This is a genomic window from Maritalea sp. YIW29 (assembly GCF_057219265.1).
In genome coordinates, this window is the sequence record NZ_JBXVVF010000001.1 from 1,349,490 (window position 1) to 1,368,394 (window position 18,905).

Sequence of the window (18,905 nt, forward strand, 5' to 3'; positions counted from 1 at the left end):
CGGATAGCTTATTCGTCTTTGCCCTTAAACCCTTTGGCAATCAGGTAAGTTTCAGCCGAATCTTGTCGGGACGCTGGGGGTTTGGCGTGCAAGGTCGTCTTGAAGTGCTTTTTGAGTTCGCGGAGCAATTCATGCTCGGTGCCACCTTGGAAAACCTTAGCGACGAACACGCCATCAGGATTGAGAATTTTAATTGCGAAGTCTGCAGCAATTTCCACCAATGCCATGATGCGAATGTGATCTGTAGGACGGTGCCCTGTCGTCGGTGCCGCCATGTCAGACAGGACCAGATCGACTTTGTTGCCCCTTAACGCGCTGATTAATGCATCAGGCGCGTCGTCATCGTTGAAGTCTTTTTGCAAAAAGATAACGCCGGGCAATTCACCCATCTCTAGATAGTCGATACCGACAACTTTGGGGTCTTCTTGATCTATGCCCAGCACTTCTGTGCAAACTTCACACCAGCCGCCTGGCGCGCACCCAAGATCAACGACACGCATGCCGGGGCGCAGCAGGTTATGTTTTTCATCTAGTTCAATGAGCTTGTAGGCGGCACGCGAACGGCGCCCTTCATGCCTTGCTTTGCGCACATAAGGATCGTTGAGCTGTCGCTTGAGCCAATTGGTGGACGATGTTGTCCGGCCCTTAGCCGTTTTCACGCGGGCGTTCAATCCACGCGCATCGGTATTGCGCTTTTTGGTTTTGCTTGGCTTGGCCTCTTCCGCCTCACGCGCCTCTTTGCGTTGCTGCGTGTTCCGCTTCAGCGCCCTAGCGTTTAATTTTGCTTTTTTGACACCACCAGCTTTTGTGCCTAATCGCTTGGTGCCTTTAACTTTGACTTTCTCTTTCATTAGAGAGTCCCTTTGTTTGTACTTTCGCGCTTCGGATCGACATTCACTTTTGCTTTTTTACGGCGGCGCTGCCCACTGCTCGGTGGACGCGACCATACCCTGTCTTGCGACATGAGCGAAATCAAAATACCTTCACGCAAACCTCTATCAGCAACGCGCACACGATCGCATGGCCATTCGCGGCGGATGGCTTCAAAAATTGCGCAGCCGGGTAAAACCAGATCAGCGCGTTCGCGACCTATACAGGCATTCGATCTGCGCTTTTCATAATCCATATTGATCAAAACACGCATCGTATCGGCAATCTGTTCGGAGCGCATCCACAATCCATCTACTTTTGAGCGATCATAGCGCTCAAGGCCCAAATGCAGCCCTGCCAGTGTTGTGACGGTGCCGGACGTGCCGACCAAGTGCATTGGATGTTCTTCCAGCGTCCGCTTAAGTTTGTCTCGCCCTTTGAATTTTTTAAGATGGGTCGCAACATAGGCAACCATTTCCTCAAAACTCTCAGGCGTGACATTTATACCGTCAAACTTTTCAGCAATTGAAACGACACCAACGGGCAAAGATTGCCAAGACCGGATGGATGCTGCCATTTTGCCCGGACTTTTGGGGCGCCCGCCACGAAAATCGAGCCAAGCCAGTTCAGACGAACCACCACCGATATCAAAAATAATCGCACCCGCAACGCCGGGTTCGACAAGATCTGCACAGCCAGTAACCGCAAGTTGCGCTTCAGTTTGCCGGTCAACGACTTCAAGCGAAATGCCAACTTCAGTTTCAATGCGAGAAAGAAAGCCTTCAGCATTTTCAGCTGAGCGACAAGCTTCAGTGGCGATTAGGCGAACATTGGTTACGTGTTGATTCTCAATTTTTGTCTTGCAAGCGCGGAGCGCATCGATCGTGCGGTCCATAGCATCTTCAGACAGTCGTCCAGACTGGGAAAGCCCTTCACCCAAACGAACAATTCTTGAAAATCCATCTACAACTTTAAAGCCGGACGCTGTCGGCCGTGCCAGAAGAAGTCGACAATTGTTTGTGCCTAGGTCCAGAGCGCCATATAGGCCATTTCTGTTGCCAGTGAAGCGATTCCCACTGTTTGGCTTGCGGCCACCATGGGGCCTATTGTTGCTTTTACGTGCCCGTTTTTTCTCGGCTGACTTCGCGTTCGAGGGATGTTTTGGCGCCTTTGCCCCATCAGCATCAGTGTGCTGACGGTTTTGTGGCGACTTAGGTCCCTGACGTTGCTCGTCAACAACGGGCCGAACATCGTCGACCACTATATGCTCCATGCCCTCCGTCGCTTGCCGATAAATACGGCGCGCCGAGTGGGCTTTTGTTTACATGTTGGGACAGATGTTAATTCAAAGTTGAGCAATGCGCAATTGGTGATGAGACATCAACGTCATAAATGCGATAGAGAACAGCCATACCGACTAGATTCCGCAAAGCCGAAGAACTAATTGATTATAAACATGAAACATCAAATGCCACAAAGTTGCATATCTAAATCATAATTAAAGGTTTTAACTACAAGTATATAATTGTCCGGTATATTCAGATCAGAATATAAAGTAGGTTTTAAGATGTTTGGTAGACTTTTAGACACTATTCGATCGGAGCGTCAGCTTTCTGCCGACATCCGCGCGCACCTTGTGGATGGGCTTTTTCACCCGTTCACGTCATTTGTGACCGGTGTAATTATCGGTGTTTCAATTGCGATTTTCATTTATGTTTATACCGAAGATTGGCTTGTTGGCGTATTTGGTACGTCATTAGCGATCATTGCTGTCTACCGATTGATGATCGGCCTCATCTATTTGCGTCGTGGGCGCAAAATAGGTGAAGATGAAGCCAAAAAATGGGAATTTGCGTTTATGACCGGCGCGAACCTATTCTCATTGTGCCTGGGATTGCTGACGTTTTTCGCCCTTCTTCGCGTGGCGAGTACTGAAATCCACATCATCTTAGCCATTACATGCGCAGGATATGGCACCAGTATTGCGGCCCGAAATGCGGGACGTCCCTTCCTTGCGCTATCGCAGCTATACCTAACGACCATCCCATTGTGGATCGGGCTGATCGTACAAACCCAACATTCGCAGATGGTGAACAACTTTGGTTGGGCTGGTTTGATTTTGTTCACATTAGGCATCAGCGACATCACCATTGCAATGCGTAAGACCGTGATTGACGCATTGGAGAACAAGCAACGTGTTGAGGTTCTCGCCAAGTCATTCGAAGAGCAAGCCAATCGATTTGATGCAGCGCTGACCAACATGTCGCATGGTTTGTGCATGTTCGACCAAAATCACCAATTGATCGTTTGGAACACGAAGGTCGCCGACATCATCGATATCGAGCCGAGCCTGTTTAAAATCGGCACCTCAATGGAAGAAATATTGTCAGCATTCCATCTAGATGATCACTCGAAAATTGTAGATCAATCCACTTCATCTGAAAGTGGCACAGATGGATATCGGGAAACCGCAAAATTGAGCAATGGTCGTTATGTTGCGGCATCGACCAGACGGATGGAAAACGACAATATCGTGATCGTTTTCGCGGATGTAACAGAACGCGAAAAAGCGGAAGCACGAATTCGCAACTTGGCTTGGGTCGATCAACTCACCGGACTGAAAAACCGCGTTTCAATGCATGAATTGTTTGTCGACAAGCTCAAGGATATGGACGAAGCGTCTGAGCTGGCTGTCCACTATATCGATTTGGACCACTTTAAAAGTGTGAATGATACACTGGGTCACCCAATTGGTGATATGCTTCTGAAACAAGTTGCTGATCGAATTTGCGACGTCTGTCTTGACGAAGGCGAAGTTGCCCGCATGGCGGGGGATGAGTTTTTGGTCATCCAATCGTTGGCCCCACATGCTCGCACGCCGCGCGATCTCGCACAACAAATCGTTGATGCGCTGCATCAACCTTTCAACGTCAATTCGCATTTCATTCAAATTGGTGCGTCTGTGGGCATAGTAATTGCGCCTAAGGATGGCAAAGATGCCGATCTTTTGCTTAAGCGTGCAGACATGGCCCTTTATGCCGCAAAGAAGGCTGGCCGCAACAAACTTGCCTATTTCGAGCCGCAAATGGATCATCGCATGCAGCAGATGCGTGCACTGGAATTGGACATCAAACAAGCGCTTGAAAAGAGACATTTCAAGTTGGCCTTCCAGCCTATCGTCAATGCACACGATAAATCGATTGCCAGCTTTGAAAGCTTGATCAGATGGACACACCCAACCAACGGCAAAATTATTCCAGCCAAATTTATTCCGGCTGCTGAAGAAACGGGCCAAATAATTGAAATCGGAAGATGGGTCACCAAAGAAGCCATTAAAACAGCCTCGCAATGGCCCGTGCGTACGCAGATCTCAATAAACTTCTCTGCAGTTCAATTCCAAGATTCACGCTTTGCACAATATCTGAATTCTCAGTTGAAGCGCTATAAGTTCCCACCAGAATTGGTAGAACTTGAGATTACGGAAACAGCGTTCATTGAGGATATGGAGAAAAGCCTCAAGCAACTAAACCAGTTAAAAGACCTAGGCATCAAAATCTCCTTGGATGATTTTGGTACGGGCTATTCTTCACTGAGCCAATTGCAGAGATTTTCCTTCAACAAGATCAAGATTGATGGCAGCTTTATTCGCGATTTAGAAACGAATCCAAGCTCAGCGGCTGTCGCCACTGCCGTTGCTGAAATCGGCAAGGCGCTCGGCATAACTGTTGTCGCCGAATGTGTTGAAACCCAAGAACAACTGGATTTCCTTAGGTCAGTTGGCGTAACTCATATCCAGGGCTACTTCACCGGCCGTCCGATGGACTCAGAAGCCGCGGCAAAACTCCTTACCGCAGAAGCGCAGGATGTAAGCGAAGCCGGCTAACTGGCTGACTTGGCTGGAATCGATTTGTTGGACTGCGCGTTCACCAACCGCTGCATGATTTTCAATTCCTTTTGCGTGATCTGCATTGCCGCGTCTACCCAGAGTGTCACAATATCCTCTAGCTCATTGAAAGAGAGTGGATTGGCTCGTTTTGCTGCGAGGTGGTAAGCACAAGCTGCGGCCTGTCGATTAACTGTTCTGGCGATGAACTTCTTGATGTCTTTATGTCCCTCCCCCGGTTCTGAAAGTATGTGAACGACACCAAGGTCATAAAGTTCCTCCGCATCCATTGTTTTGCCAGTTCTCACCAATTGCTCCGCTTTTGCGAACCCAAGTTTTCGTCCCAATAGCGTTATGCCGCCCATTCCCGGGAAGAGGCCAAACAAATGCTCCGGGAAACCAAATTTGGCCCCCTTTTCAGCGCAGATTAGATCAAACGACAATATCGACTCAAAGCCGCCACCAAGTGCATCGCCCTGAACAAGGCCGATGGTGATGATACCTTGGCGGGTCGTTTTCCAAGTTTGATAAAGGATTTGAACACTTGAAAGCCCGTATTCAAAAAGGCCCTGTCGGTCCTTTCGTGCGATGCAACCAGAGAAGTGATCTAAATCACCTCCAAGGCAGAAGAAATCCGGGTCTCTGGACCCAAGAACAAGAAACTTAAAATGTTCCTGCATCTCCTGCTTAAAAGAGGAGATGTTTCTGTGCATTCGATGGAAGTCGTCCAACAATCCAGGATTGAATGCTGGCCGTCCATCAAATCGCATATACGACCAGACCGTGGCGTTTGAGATGTCGAAATTACTCACGATTTGACCAAGGTTCGGCCAGAACCGATCCTTGCTCTCTCGCCGGTTAAATGGCAGGTCGGAATTGGGAAGAACTTTGTAAGCAAATTCTTCTTGGGCTGATGATTGATTTCGTATTGCTAGGTTTTTGGTCATTTGCGCACTTCAAAATTACTAAAATATCGTTAAACTAAACGACATCCAGCATCTAAATGCAAATTAGATTGCTGAAAAAGAAACAAAATTTGACCGCGCTGAAGCTTCTGATTCAGCGCCTACAACTCTTTTAAATTGAATCTGGAAATTCCGCTAAAAGATTGATAAACAACAAGAATGACAGACCTTCCAATCCTATATAGTTTTAGGCGCTGTCCATATGCGATGCGCGCCCGGCTCGCAATAATGTCATCGCAAGTGACGTGTGAACTGCGCGAGATCATCCTGCGCGACAAGCCAATGCACATGGTCGAAATTTCGCCTAAAGCTACAGTTCCAGTGTTACAATTGCCAGATGGCACTGTTGTTGATGAAAGTCTTGATATCGCTTTATGGGCACTATCCGGTCATGACCCAGAGCAATTACTTTCACTCGAGCATCAAACAAAACAGGACATGCTCGATCTGATTGCAGTAATCGACCGCGAGTTCAAGCCGCTACTGGATCGCTATAAATATAGGTTCCATTCTGAGCCGGAATTGGCGCGGGCTGCGCGAGATGACGCTGTACAATTCTTGATCATTATTGATCAAAAATTGGCGGACACGTTCCTGTTTGGAAGCCGCATTTCGATTGCCGACATTTGCATTCTGCCATTTGTTCGTCAGTTCGCCTTTGTTGATAAAGAATGGTTCGCAGCACAGGACTTTAAGAACACCATCCGTTGGTTGAACGATTTTTTGGATTCTGAGCGGTTTTCCGCAATTATGCCCAAATTCCCCTTATGGGCTCCGGGCAACGAAATCACGCTTTTCCCAACTCACGCCGGTTGAATGGGTTGCAGGAAATTGGAATTCCTTCTAAATCAGAACCAACATAATTTTGAGGTTCTCAATTGATCAACTCTCCAGCTCACCCGGCAGAACTTTCTGCGCCGCTCGTTGAGCAAGCAGTTCGCGCAGCACTGCTTGAAGATCTTGGCATGGCAGGCGATGTCACCACGCAAGCCACTTTGTCCAAAGAGGCCGTTGCTGTAGCTGTAATGAATGCCCGCGAATCGGGCGTTATTGCTGGCATTGATTTAGCACGCGACGCCTTTAGGCAAATTGATCCAGATTTAGAGTTTGAGGCAATGGTACAAGACGGAGATGTAGTGTCACCTGGCGACAATATTGCCCGTATTTCTGGCAGCGCCCGCCATATCATGTCCGGCGAGCGAGTTGCGCTAAATTATATGTGCCACATGAGCGGCATTGCCAGCTACACCCGCGTGTTTATGGATGAAGTCAAAGGCACAGGCGCCAAAGTTTGTTGCACCCGCAAAACAACGCCTGGATTGCGGGCATTTGAGAAATACGCTGTAAAATGCGGCGGCGGTTCCAATCATCGATTTGGGTTGGATGATGCGATTTTGATCAAGGATAATCACATTGCTGTGGCGGGTAGCGTTACTGCTGCGGTTCACGCCGCGCGCGCATTTGCCGGTCATCTGATGTCGATAGAGGTCGAAGTTGATGACCTTGAACAGTTCGCAGAGGCCCTAGACGCTGGCGCAACCGCTGTGCTTTTGGACAATATGCCACCAAAAGTGCTCAGGGAAGCTGTACGCCTAAACAAAGGCCGGGCACGGTTGGAAGCGTCGGGCGGCGTTGATTTAAAATCAGTGCGCAAAATTGCCGAATCTGGCGTCGAATTCATTTCAACAAGTAAGATTACGATGGCTGCAATTCCATTGGATATTGGCCTCGACATAGAAGTCGAAAACAGCTGATCGGACGACCATCGTGATGAATGAACTAACGCATCAAATGTTGTCAGCCGCTCGGTTGGCGGGCGCAGAGATTATGCGTCACTATGTTGATGGCGTTGAAATCGAGAACAAGAATGATGGATCACCGGTTACGGTGGCCGATCAGAACGCTGAGGACATCATTCTCAAGCATTTGGCTTCCACCGACTTGCCTATTTTGGGTGAAGAGAGTGTGGCGGCAGGCAGAATTCCAGAACTTGGTGATCGATTTTTTGTTGTTGATCCCCTTGACGGCACAAAGGAATTCATCAAGCGAAATGGCGAGTTCACTGTAAACATCGCGCTTGTTGAGAATGGCAAACCAATTGCAGGTGTGGTCACTGCTCCGGCGCTCGGGTTGGAGTTCATTGCCGACGAAAACGGCGCTTTCTCGGTTTCACTTGATGCTGAAGACAATCAAAAGTTTGAAAAGCTATCCACCAAGGCAGATGGGCCACGAAAAATCGTTGCCAGCCGCTCACACGGCCACAAGGCATTGGGCTCGCTTTGCGAACAGTTTGAAATTGAAGAAGATATCAGCGTTGGATCTTCGCTGAAATTGTGCCTTGTGGCGCGCGGTGACGCGTTGCTCTACCCTCGATTTACCCCAACATGCGAGTGGGATATCGCTGCAGGGCAAGCAATTCTGGAACGCGCGGGTGGGACCGTCGTAAAGTTGGACGGCATCACACTCGATTACGGGAAAACAGAAGACAAGTTCTACAACCCGTTTTTTGTCGCCGCTGCAAATGGCGACGTTGCAAAAAAAGCAGTTCAAATCATGACCAAACTTGTCGGATAATTAATCTTCCAAAGTTAGTCTGCTCACTACCCATTAACTCAATGGGTGATTTTATGTCGACGAGTGCAACATTTTGTACCAAAGACTCTTGTTCTTAACATTCTGCCCCCTATATATATCCGATATATATCAAACGAGCATGATGCATGAATGTAAGAACTGTCTGTTTAGCCATATTAACGCAAGGTGAAACGACCGGATATGACATCCGGAAGCGTTCCACTGAAGGCGATTTCTCCTTTTTTCTTGAAGCCAGCTTCGGGTCTATTTATCCCGCGCTCTCAAAACTTGAAGAAGAAGGGCTGGTCACTAGCCATGTCCAACAGCAGGAAGGCAAGCCTGCTAAGCGTGTTTATGCAATTACGCCAATAGGTCGCGAAAGCTTTCTCAATTCGCTGTTTGAGGACCTAAACGCTGATGTATTTAGGTCCGAATTCTTCCTATTTTTGCGATTTGCAGAAGAATTACCGCGTGACCTGGTTGAAAAACGAATTTTTGAACGTATCTCAAAGATCGACGAAGAAATCGCGTCAATCGAAGAGATGGGGGCCGATCTGGATGCAAAGGCAGATCGATGGGTGTTGGAGTATGGCTTAACCTGCGTACGACAAGCCAAAGCCTACTTAGTTGAACATAAAGATGAAATTATCGCCATGGCACAACCAATTGATGTTGCCGCCAAGGCTGCCGAATAGGGAATAATATAATGCGCTTTTTGATGTCGTATGGCGTGGCGTTTCTTTTGATCGTAGGAATTGGGGCCTGGATGGCCTCGGGTAGTCTTATTCAAGGCGGCCAAGGTGCGGGCAACGGCGAACAGGCCGTATTGGACGCCATTGATCTACCTGAAGAGAACCGGATCAAATCACTCATGGAAGAATTTGGGCTTATCCAACCCGAGGACCCAGAAGCAGAGGTTGTTGAGGCCGCTGTTGTTGAGCCTGCTGAGGTTCTTCAATCCGTTCGGACGAAGACTTTTGTTGCACAAGACTTGCCACTTACCGTCACATTGCGCGGCAACACCAAGGCAAGTGCCCAAGTCTCCATTCGTGCCGAGACAACTGGTATTTTGAAAACACGTCACGTTAATAAGGGTGATCACGTCAAAGCTGGCGATCTACTCTGCGAGATCGATCAAGGCACTCGGGCAGCACAACTTGCGCAAGCTCAGGCATCGTTGACGAAAGCGGAACTTGATTTTGCGACCAACAAGTCGCTCCGCGAAAAGGGCTTGGCGGCGACAAACACCGCAAGCCAATTTGAAGCGAGCTTGCAAGCAGCGCGTGCAGCGATTGATAGCGCTAAAGCAGAACTTGAGCGCACCGTTATTCGCTCGCAAGTATCTGGGATCGTTCAAGACCCAGTTGCCGAGCCCGGTGATATGCTGAGCGCCGGTGCCGCATGTGTGACCCTCATTCAACTCAACCCAGTTCTGTTTGCAGGCGATATCCCAGAATCTCGCGTCAATGCAGCTGTTCTTGGCCTTCCTGTAACCGTAAAAACCATTACGGGTCAGGAAGTTGTGGGTAAATTGAGCTACGTTTCACCAAGCGCAAACGCTGCGACACGTGCTTTCCCAGTTGAAGTTGAAATTGCAAATGAAGACTATTCTATTCGTGCCGGGCTTACTGCTGAAGCAGTTGCATCTCTTGGCACTGTGAAGGCGCATTTTGTGCCTCAATCAGTACTTACGTTGGACAATGAAGGTACAATCGGTGTGCGGGCTGTGAGTGACGAAAAAGTGTCATTCCACTCTGTTCAAATTGTACGTGACACAACAGAAGGTATTTGGGTGACCGGTCTGCCCGACAATGTGGATATTATCACGCTTGGGCAGGAATATGTAATTGCTGGACAAAAGGTCGTTGCTGACAATATTAGCGACGAGAAAACATCATGATTGGTGCACTAGAGAGCTTACTGAGACGTCCCAAAACGGTCGTCGTAATAATGATCGGGTTGCTTGCTGCAGGTATATCCGCCTACATAAACTTGCCCAAAGAAGGGCAACCCGCGATCGACATTCCATATCTTTATGTTTCGATTTCGCAAACAGGTGTGTCTCCCGCCGATGCTGAACGCCTTTTGGCGCGACCGATTGAGAATGAATTGCGCACCCTTGATGGGCTAAAAACGATCAGTGCGACGTCTGTTACCGGGCACGCATCCGTGTTTTTGGAATTTGACATCAATTTTGACAAAGATCAGGCCCTGTCTGATGTGCGTGAAAAGGTAGATCGCGTAAAGTCGCAATTACCAGCGGATGCCGACGAGCCGACCGTGAATGAAGTTGCGATCTCAGATTTCGCGACCGTCACAGTGGCTGTTTACGGTGGTGTTCCAGAACGTGCCCTCTCTCAGACTGCGCGTAAGCTAAAAGAACAGCTTGAAGGCATCCAGTCTGTTAGTTCAGTGAACATGTCTGGTAACCGTGAAGAAGTACTCGACGTAGTTGTGGATATCATCAAACTAGAATCTTACAATTTGACCACTACCCAATTGTTCGATGCCCTAGCGAAAAACAACCTGGTTGTACCTGCTGGAACCTTGGACACTGGACAAGGTAAATTTGCTATTGAAGTGCCTGGCCTTATCGAAACTGGCGCAGACGTTTTCAATCTTCCGCTGAAAACGGACGGCAACACCATCGTGACGTTTGGTGACGTTGCAACAATCCAGCGTACCTTTAAGGATGCAAATGCCTTTACACGAGTTAATGGCGAACCTGCTGTTATTCTTGGTGTATTCAAGCAATTGGGTTCAAACGTTATCGAATTGTCCGACAGCGTTCGTGCTCTTGTGGAAGAGACAGCGCCTGACCGAAATGCAGCCATCAAAACCAGCGTTATGATTGACCAAGCAAAGCCCGCTCAGGATATGCTGGGCTCGCTTCAATCTGCTGTTTTAACCGCAGTTGCGTTGGTAATGATTGTTTCCATTGCTATGCTCGGCATACGCCCTGCCCTAATGATTGGTTTGGCGATCCCAACCTCATTTATGATGGCGTTCTTGTTCCTGCAGATGATCGGCATGACCGTGAACATGATGATCATGTTTGGTTTGGTGTTGACCGTTGGGATGCTGGTGGACGGGGCCATTGTTATTGTTGAATATGCTGACCGAAAAATATCGGAAGGCATGGAAAGACGCGAAGCCTTCATTCGGGCAGCGAAGCTGATGTTCTGGCCAGTCGTATCGTCAACTGGCACAACTCTTGCGGCATTCTTGCCCATGCTTATGTGGCCGGGTATTGTCGGCAAGTTCATGAGCTATTTGCCTATCATGGTGATCATCACGCTTATCGCGTCATTGATCACAGCGATGGTGTTCCTGCCGGTGATTGGTGGATTGCTAGCTCGTAAACGCGTGAGCGCAAAAGAACAAGCTGCAGCACAAGCGCTTACTGGTAGTGACAATTTCGATCCGAAAGCCATTCCAGGCCTTACTGGCCTATATATGAAGTTCCTAAATTCAATCATCCGGCGCCCAATCATGGTTTTGATTGTTGGCATCGGGTCGATCGTCGGTATCTTTATGTATTACGGCGCAAACAGCACGGGCATGGAAGCGTTCCCGTCGATTGAGCCGGAATATGCAACGGTTGCGGTCACGGGTCGCGGTAACTATTCGCCGGTCGAAATTCGTGACTTGCTGATTGAAGTTGAAAATGAAGTTCTGAAGGTTAGCGGCATTAAAGATGTTGTGTTGAACTTTGGCAGTGACGGTGCGGTTTCATCACCTCCACCCGATACTTTGGGCAACCTTCAACTTGAGTTTGAGCCGTTTTCAGACCGCCGATATGCAACGCAGATTTTTGCGGACATTCGTGAAAACATCAAAGATATCTCTGGTGTTGGTGTTGAACTTCTAGAGCAAGAAGAAGGCCCGCCGACTGGTAAAGATGTCAGCATGCGCGTGATCGCACAGTCGTATGATGATCTAGCGCCAGCCGTTGCCACAGTTCGCAACTATGTTGAGAATGACTTGGGTCATATGATCGAGGTTGAAGATGGACGCCCTCTTCCCGGTATTGATTGGAAAATTAATGTAAACCGTGAAAAGGCGGCCCTTTACGGGATCGGCGTTCGGGATCTGAGCCCATATGTACAGTTGGTTACAACTGGCGTCGCGATCGGCACATATCGTCCAGATGACGCGATTGATGAACTTGATATCAAAGTTCGTTTGTCGAAGGATCAGCGTAGTTTTGAAGCCCTTGATTCACTGCGGATTATTACCAATGCAGGTCTCGTTCCGGTCTCTAACTTTATCACCCGTGAAGCTGTGCCAAAGGTTGCCCAGATTTCACGTCGAAATGGTCAGTATTCAATGAGTGTTCGGGCAAACGTTTCTCCGGAACTTGTTGATGGCGAAACTGTTATGGCCGCGGAAAAAGTTGAAGAGTTAAAAACTTGGATTGACGCTCAAACTTGGCCACAGGGCATTGAGTTTGAATTTGCAGGAGCGGATGAACAAGCCAACGAGACCAATGCATTCATGGCGCAAGCAGGTATTCTTGCAATGGTCTTGATGTTCCTTATCTTGCTGACGCAATTCAACAGCTTTTATCAAGTGGCGATTACGCTATCGACCGTTGTTATGTCGGTTGCGGGCGTATTGTTGGGCATGTTGGTGACCGGGCAACCGTTCTCTGCAATTATGACTGGTGTGGGTGTTGTATCGCTTGCCGGGATTGTGGTGAACAACTCGATTGTGTTGATCGACACGTACAACCGGTTCAGAAGCGAAGGGATCGATGCAATCACGGCGTCTTTGATGACTGCATCGCAACGCTTACGGCCTGTATTGTTGACAACGATCACGACGATCTTTGGTCTTATCCCAATGGCGTTGGGCATCAATCTGGACTTCTTCGCTCGCGAGATCGTGGTTGGTGATCCTTCCGGCGCTTGGTGGATCCAGTTGGCCACCGCAGTTATTGCAGGCCTTTCATTCTCGACACTTCTGACGCTGATCATGGTGCCGGTAATGTTGGCGGCTCCAACTGTCTGGAAAGCACAGCTGATCTGGTTGTGGCAGCTTCTCACATATCCGTTCCGCGCCATCAAAGCGCGCCGGATGGCGAAGGCTGAGGCAAAAGCAGATGCGCCAGCGGTTGAGCAAGGTGAAGAGGAAACCGTTCCTGGAATTGCAGCGCAACAGGTTGAAGACCAGCCGGTGTCAGCTGAAATTCCAAGTGATGCGGATAGTTCGAAAGAATATATCACCGGCGAGTTGACCACAGAAGAACGCGATGGTGTAACCATCGTCTCTCGGGCAACTCCCGCAGCAGCTGAGTAAACATTCTCGCTAACTGGACATTCAATTTTGGGCGCGGCATATTCATATGCCGCGCCCCTTTTTTTGTCATTCGGGCCATGTCGTTGGCGCCTGCCTTATTGGGGCACGTCGGTCGACCACGCTAAATGATCGAATGATGAATCCTGCCTATAGCGGCGTTAACTTACACATAGAGAATTCTAATGAGTACACACGCCATCCGAGCAGCCATGCGCGCAGATTCTGAACAAATTAGTGAATTGATGCAACACACAATTCGTAGCAGCAATGCGGACGATTACCCGCCTGCCGTTGTTGAGCGCGTTACGAAGAACTTTCGGCTGATACAATTCAATCCCTACTCGAAAGTCGCGAGGTTTTTGTAGCAGTTGATGGCAATTTTGTCGTTGGCACAGCAAGTTTAAAGAATGATCTGGTTCGAACGGTTTTTGTGTCACCAAGCAGGCAAGGACAAGGTATTGGCCGAGACCCGATGGATGCTGTCGAGAATTTAGCCAAAGAGCGGAACGCCACCAAACTGCGTGTTCCAGCATCCCTGACCGCGGTCCCCTTCTATACAGGACAGGGGTATATCGAACTAAATGATGTTTTTCACGGCAAGGAGCGCACGATTGAGATGGAAAAGCGATTAAGTTAGTCGACCGGTCTTAAAAAAGGCAGGCTGACGCTTGTTCAAATTGATAAAATAAATGTCTTCAACCACTGAAGCCGGAGAATCCGACGCAGTAGAAACCGCGCCGGAAATTGTTCAATGCCACACTATTTCGTGGGTACCTGTTCAGGGTTTTTCGCTAGGAACCCTTCTGTGTCTGTTTCATGTGCTAGACGAAGTTTTTCGCCTGCTTCATGTACTTCACGTTGGCGGTTCCACATTTGAGCATACAGGCCGTCCTGCTCGAGCAATTGTTCGTGGTTGCCGCGCTCCGCAATTTCACCTGCCTTAAGCACGATGATTTCGTCCGCATTGATAACCGTTGAGAGACGGTGGGCAATAACCACTGTCGTGCGGTTTTGCGAAACATGATCCAAAGCAGATTGAATTTCGCGTTCGGTCTGCGTATCGAGTGCCGACGTTGCTTCATCCAAGATCAGGATTGCCGGGCTTTTTAGAATTGTCCGCGCGATGGCGACCCTTTGCTTTTCACCACCAGACAACTTCAAGCCACGCTCGCCCACGGGCGTATCAAAGCCCTGTGGCAACCGTTCAATGAAGTCTGCAATTTGCGCAAGTCGCGCGGCTTCCATCACTTCTTCGTCGGTTGCGTCCGGACGGCCGTAACGAATGTTGTAGGCAATTGTGTCGTTAAATAGCACGGTGTCCTGTGGGACCATACCGACAGATGCACGCAATGACTTTTGGGTCACGTCACGTACGTCTTGTCCGTCAATTTCAACACTGCCCTCAATCGCATCATAAAACCGATAGATAAGCCGCGAAATGGTCGACTTACCTGCACCAGACGGGCCAACAACGGCGATGGTTTTACCTGCAGGCACTTCAAAGCTGACACCTTTTAGAATTTCCCGGTCAGGATCGTAGTGGAACTGAACATCGTTGAATTTGACGTTCGGGCCCTTGATGTCCAACGGCTTGGCGTCTGGCTTATCCAGAATTTCGGCGTCTTTATCGAGCAATTCGAACATGTTTTCGATGTCGGTCAGCCCTTGGCGGATTTCGCGATAGACGAAACCGATGAAATTGAGCGGGCGATAAATCTGCATCATGTACATGTTGATCAGTACGAAATCACCGACGGTGATCGCACCCGAGAGGACGCTATTTACGGACATGATTGAGATGACAATCATACCGACCCAGAAAATGACGGCTTGACCGAAGTTTAGGAACCCGAGCGAGGTCCACATGCGGATTGCCGCGCCTTCATATGTCGCCATTGATTTATCAAAACGACGGGCTTCCATTTCTTCGTTGCCGAAATATTTGACCGTTTCAAAGTTCAACAAACTGTCGATGGCTTTTGAATTTGCGTCGGTGTCGCTTTCGTTCATCTCGCGGCGGATGCCAATCCGCCAGTTTGACGCTTTCACGGTGAAATAGATGTAGCCCACCACCGTCAGCACCAAAACCCCAAGATAAGGCAAGCCAAAACGCCATACGAAAATGGTCGAAATAATAACAAATTGCACCACTGTTGGCGCGGTATTGAGCATTGTAAACCGCACGATGGTTTCAATACCTTTCGTGCCCCGCTCGATGACCCGTGAAAGGCCACCAGTGCGGCGTTGCAAATGGTAACGCAACGACAAATGATGCAAGTGAATGAACGTTCTATGTGCTAGTTGGCGAACGGCATGCTGGCCAACAGAGGCGAACAAAACATCACGCAATTGCATGAATCCGCTTTCGACAATGTGACCGAGGCCATATGCAATCGCAAAAATGATCGGCAGTGAGATGCCCAACATTTTTGCTTGATCTGCGCCGAGCGGTAAACCAAGTGCGTCAATCACTTGGCTATAGAATATCGGCGCGAGCGTAGAGGCACCCATTGCGGCCAGCAGCGCAACGGCCGCCAGAATGACTCTAAATTTGAGATCGGGCCGATCGGACGGCCACATATATGGCCAAAGGTTCTTCAGCGTTGTTAGGGTAGAGCCTTCGTCAGCGCTCACCGTTTTGCTTTTTTCAGCAGGGCCACCTTTTGGTGCTATAGCCATGCATTACTCCGATTTTTGAGGGATTGACGATTGGGTGAGCGGGGTCACCATTTTGTCAAATTGGGTTTGCACCGCGCCCACTCGTTCGGCGCTGATGCTGTAACAGTTTTTTGTGCCTTGCCCGCGACGTTCTATTAGGCCTGCTTCCAGCAAGACTTTTAGATGTTGGGACACGGTTGACTGGGCCAACTCGACACACGACATCACGTCTCCGCAACACGGGGTACGAATGTCAGAAAGATAACGCAAAATTGCCAATCGCGCCGGATGTGAAAGAGCGCGCATGGCTTTGGCAAGCTGTTGGTCTTCGGGTGAAATTTTGTTCATCGTAAAATTACGATAAAGAAGATTTCACCCAATTACAAGTCTATTCTTCTTTGGGCAGATCGAACACTTGACCTGGGAAAATCAACTCAGGACGCGAAATTTCATTGCTGTTCGCCTCGTAAATCGTTGTGTATTTCAAGCCACTGCCATAAACGCGGCGCGCGATGGTCCAAAGATTGTCGCCCTTGCGAATGATAGCCTGACCGGAAACAAAACGCTGTTCGTCGCCCTCACCTACTGACACCGCAGTAATGGTATCAACTTCATCATTTGCCGCGGGTTCAGCAGTCACTACCGCTTCAGTATTTGCTGATGTTTCTGCATTTGCTGGTGCTTCAGCAACTTCAACTACTTCTTCTGCAACAACAGGCTCTGCTGGTACTTCATTTTCTGTAACAGGTGCCGGTTGCTCTGCGGTTGAAGTCTCTACTTCAGCGATGACAGCTTCAGTTGCTTCAGTTGTCGTCTCGACCATTGTCTCGTCGGTCACAGGTTCAACAACAGCCTCAGCAACAGTTTCTGCCACTTCTTCAACCACTTCCGCAGCAGCAACTTCTTCCGTTGCTGTGTTCGGTTCTTGTTCCGTTTCTGCGACTACAGGCTCAGCAGCTTCTTCGACGATTGGAGTTTCGAGAACTTCCGCGACCGGAGCTTCTGCCGCAGGCGTTTCTGTCGTTTCTGTCGCTTCAGCAGCTTCCGCCTGAGCAACATCCAGTGCGAAGTTTTCAATAACGAAATTAACTTCTGTGCGTGCGGTAACAGTCGACGCATCTGCCTCAAGCATATCAGCGCGAATGCGTTGGCTTTCTTTCGTCAGAACACTTTCTGTCTCAACCAACCAACGTCCGTCGGCAACAACTGCATCGGCAACATATTGGTTATCGACATAAACGCGCATGGTCGCGCCGTTGGGGCCAGCGCCCGCGATAAAGTTCAACGCACCATCGATCTCAATTGCATCGATCGTTGGTTGAACAAAGTTCTCAATGGGTTCAATAGCGGTCTGTTCAGGTGCGGCCACCGCCACTTCTGTTGTTTCAGCTGGTTGCTCAACAACCGCTGGAGTTTCTGCTGTTTCAACAGCCGGTTGTTCGTCAACCGCCGGGATCGCTTCTTCTACGGCTTCAACGACTTCAACGGCCTCTTCGACTTCATCCTGCGCGACTTCAGAAACTTCGTCGCTCACCTGCTCGGCTGGCGCTTCAGTAACGGTTTCAGCCACCTCTTCTACCGCTTCAACAACACTCTCCTGTGTCGCCTCTGCGACTTCAATCACCTTTTCTGCTTCAACAATAGGTTCGGCAACAGGTGCAGTCGCTTCTTCAGTTACGGCTTCAGTTTCGACGACGGTGGCAGTATCTTCAATCACTGCCTCTGCGGTCTCGGTTACTTCCTCGACCGCGTCGTTTACCGATGCATCAACTGTATCGGTCAACGCTTCAGGCGCAGCTTCAACAACTTCGCTAGCCTCTTCTGCAACATCAGTTACCTCTTCAACCTCAGCAACTTCAGTAACTATTTCCTCAGATTCTGTTGTCGAAGTTGGAGCAGCATCGTTGCCAATTTGTGAATCATTTTCGGTACTTGATTCAGTTTGCTCTTCATTTGATGGAGCAACTTCAGGTGCTGATTCAACTTCGGCCACCTGTGTGGGTTGCTCGTTCAAACCTTGAATAATGGCGCTGGCTTGGCCCGGTACAGAAGCGATGACAATTGGCTCTTTGTCGCGCCCCTCATGGATCAAAACAATTTCAGATTTCTTTGCAACTTTTACATCGCCTTTTGCATCAAGCGCCTCGACAGTGATTTCAACGCCGCCCGTTGGCAATGCATTCTCGGGCACGAACACCCACTCGCCAGTGCTCTCAGGTTTGGTTTTACCCAAGATCTGACCATTGGATTTCACCACAACGGTGTCGTCGACATCGGCGGTTCCAACAATAACCACGAGCCCGTCAGCAGCAGCTCGGGCGATTGTAAAATCAGGGATTATCGCAGCTACAACAGCATCTTCTGTCGGCTGTTCGGCACCTGACGTTTCGGCAGCCGGCGCTGATTCTGGTGCAGCGGTCTCGACTTCGGAAGTCTGAGCGGCTTCGTCACTGGTCGCAGTTTCAGTCGCGTCGGCAACCTGTGCTTCATCGCCCCCACGATTGAACACTTGGCCAGCGACACATTGTAAAAATGGTTGTTCGCTATTGCCGGCACATGTGGAAATTGCCGGCGCTGCCACGACGCCGGTCACAACTGCTGCGGTCGCTGCTGCAAAGCCTAACGCGACAAACAGGTTCGAATTTGATGCACTC

At 49.2% G+C, this 18,905-nt stretch carries 15 protein-coding genes; 9 read left to right on the forward strand and 6 right to left on the reverse strand.

Annotation, left to right across the window (positions count from 1 at the left end; genetic code table 11):
• Window positions 1-8: 8 nt before the first annotated feature.
• Together AC2D8L_RS06550 and AC2D8L_RS06555 are read right to left on the reverse strand one after the other, a co-directional pair.
• Window positions 9-851: an RlmE family RNA methyltransferase gene (locus AC2D8L_RS06550; protein WP_484684634.1), complete on the reverse strand. Its 843-nt coding sequence runs from the start codon at window positions 849-851 to the stop codon at window positions 9-11.
• A complete protein-coding gene (locus AC2D8L_RS06555; RefSeq protein ID WP_484684635.1) occupies window positions 851-2,131 on the reverse strand; it encodes a Ppx/GppA phosphatase family protein in 1,281 nt (426 codons plus the stop codon). Before AC2D8L_RS06555 ends, AC2D8L_RS06550 begins: the two co-directional genes overlap by 1 nt.
• 306 nt (window positions 2,132-2,437) lie before the next feature.
• On the opposite strand from AC2D8L_RS06555, the gene AC2D8L_RS06560 reads away from it, so the two are divergent.
• Entirely contained in the window at window positions 2,438-4,753 is a 2,316-nt protein-coding gene (locus AC2D8L_RS06560) for a putative bifunctional diguanylate cyclase/phosphodiesterase (protein WP_484684636.1), read from the forward strand.
• On the opposite strand, the gene AC2D8L_RS06565 is transcribed toward AC2D8L_RS06560, so the two are convergent.
• Complete coding sequence (locus AC2D8L_RS06565) at window positions 4,750-5,700, reverse strand: crotonase/enoyl-CoA hydratase family protein (RefSeq protein ID WP_484684637.1); 951 nt, start codon at window positions 5,698-5,700, stop codon at window positions 4,750-4,752. The genes AC2D8L_RS06560 and AC2D8L_RS06565 overlap by 4 nt on opposite strands.
• Before the next feature lie 177 nt (window positions 5,701-5,877).
• Between AC2D8L_RS06565 and AC2D8L_RS06570 the strand changes: the two genes are divergently transcribed.
• The 8 genes from AC2D8L_RS06570 (at window position 5,878) to AC2D8L_RS06605 (ending at window position 14,230) form a co-directional block, all read left to right on the forward strand.
• Window positions 5,878-6,534 carry a glutathione S-transferase gene (locus AC2D8L_RS06570; protein ID WP_484684638.1) on the forward strand — a complete coding sequence of 219 codons (657 nt, stop codon included), beginning with the start codon at window positions 5,878-5,880 and terminating at the stop codon, window positions 6,532-6,534.
• A gap of 62 nt (window positions 6,535-6,596) precedes the next feature.
• The gene (gene nadC / locus AC2D8L_RS06575) at window positions 6,597-7,472 is read left to right on the forward strand and encodes a carboxylating nicotinate-nucleotide diphosphorylase (protein WP_484684639.1); all 876 of its coding nucleotides are present in this window, start codon (window positions 6,597-6,599) and stop codon (window positions 7,470-7,472) included.
• A gap of 16 nt (window positions 7,473-7,488) precedes the next feature.
• Window positions 7,489-8,292, forward strand: coding sequence for a 3'(2'),5'-bisphosphate nucleotidase CysQ (gene cysQ / locus AC2D8L_RS06580; protein ID WP_484684640.1), 804 nt, complete (start codon window positions 7,489-7,491; stop codon window positions 8,290-8,292).
• A gap of 146 nt (window positions 8,293-8,438) precedes the next feature.
• Window positions 8,439-8,987 (forward strand): PadR family transcriptional regulator, encoded by a 549-nt coding sequence (locus AC2D8L_RS06585; RefSeq protein ID WP_484684641.1) that lies wholly within the window; start codon window positions 8,439-8,441, stop codon window positions 8,985-8,987.
• Between the two features lie 11 nt (window positions 8,988-8,998).
• Window positions 8,999-10,192 carry an efflux RND transporter periplasmic adaptor subunit gene (locus AC2D8L_RS06590; RefSeq protein ID WP_484684642.1) on the forward strand — a complete coding sequence of 398 codons (1,194 nt, stop codon included), beginning with the start codon at window positions 8,999-9,001 and terminating at the stop codon, window positions 10,190-10,192.
• Window positions 10,189-13,593 carry an efflux RND transporter permease subunit gene (locus AC2D8L_RS06595; protein ID WP_484684643.1) on the forward strand — a complete coding sequence of 1,135 codons (3,405 nt, stop codon included), beginning with the start codon at window positions 10,189-10,191 and terminating at the stop codon, window positions 13,591-13,593. The genes AC2D8L_RS06590 and AC2D8L_RS06595 overlap by 4 nt, the downstream gene beginning before the upstream one ends.
• A gap of 182 nt (window positions 13,594-13,775) precedes the next feature.
• Complete coding sequence (locus AC2D8L_RS06600) at window positions 13,776-13,958, forward strand: hypothetical protein (RefSeq protein WP_484684644.1); 183 nt, start codon at window positions 13,776-13,778, stop codon at window positions 13,956-13,958.
• A complete protein-coding gene (locus AC2D8L_RS06605) occupies window positions 13,922-14,230 on the forward strand; it encodes a GNAT family N-acetyltransferase (protein ID WP_484685157.1) in 309 nt (102 codons plus the stop codon). The genes AC2D8L_RS06600 and AC2D8L_RS06605 overlap by 37 nt, the downstream gene beginning before the upstream one ends.
• Window positions 14,231-14,352: 122 nt before the next feature.
• Here the strand turns inward: AC2D8L_RS06605 and AC2D8L_RS06610 are convergent, their stop codons facing one another.
• From AC2D8L_RS06610 to AC2D8L_RS06620, 3 genes are read right to left on the reverse strand one after another with little or no spacing between them, the layout of a single operon-like run.
• Window positions 14,353-16,272, reverse strand: coding sequence for an ABCB family ABC transporter ATP-binding protein/permease (locus tag AC2D8L_RS06610; protein WP_484684645.1), 1,920 nt, complete (start codon window positions 16,270-16,272; stop codon window positions 14,353-14,355).
• Window positions 16,273-16,275: 3 nt separating this feature from the next.
• Window positions 16,276-16,599, reverse strand: coding sequence for an ArsR/SmtB family transcription factor (locus AC2D8L_RS06615; RefSeq protein ID WP_484684646.1), 324 nt, complete (start codon window positions 16,597-16,599; stop codon window positions 16,276-16,278).
• Window positions 16,600-16,639: 40 nt separating this feature from the next.
• Window positions 16,640-18,832, reverse strand: a complete 2,193-nt coding sequence (locus AC2D8L_RS06620; protein ID WP_484684647.1) for a LysM peptidoglycan-binding domain-containing protein — start codon at window positions 18,830-18,832, stop codon at window positions 16,640-16,642.
• Window positions 18,833-18,905 lie beyond the last annotated feature (73 nt).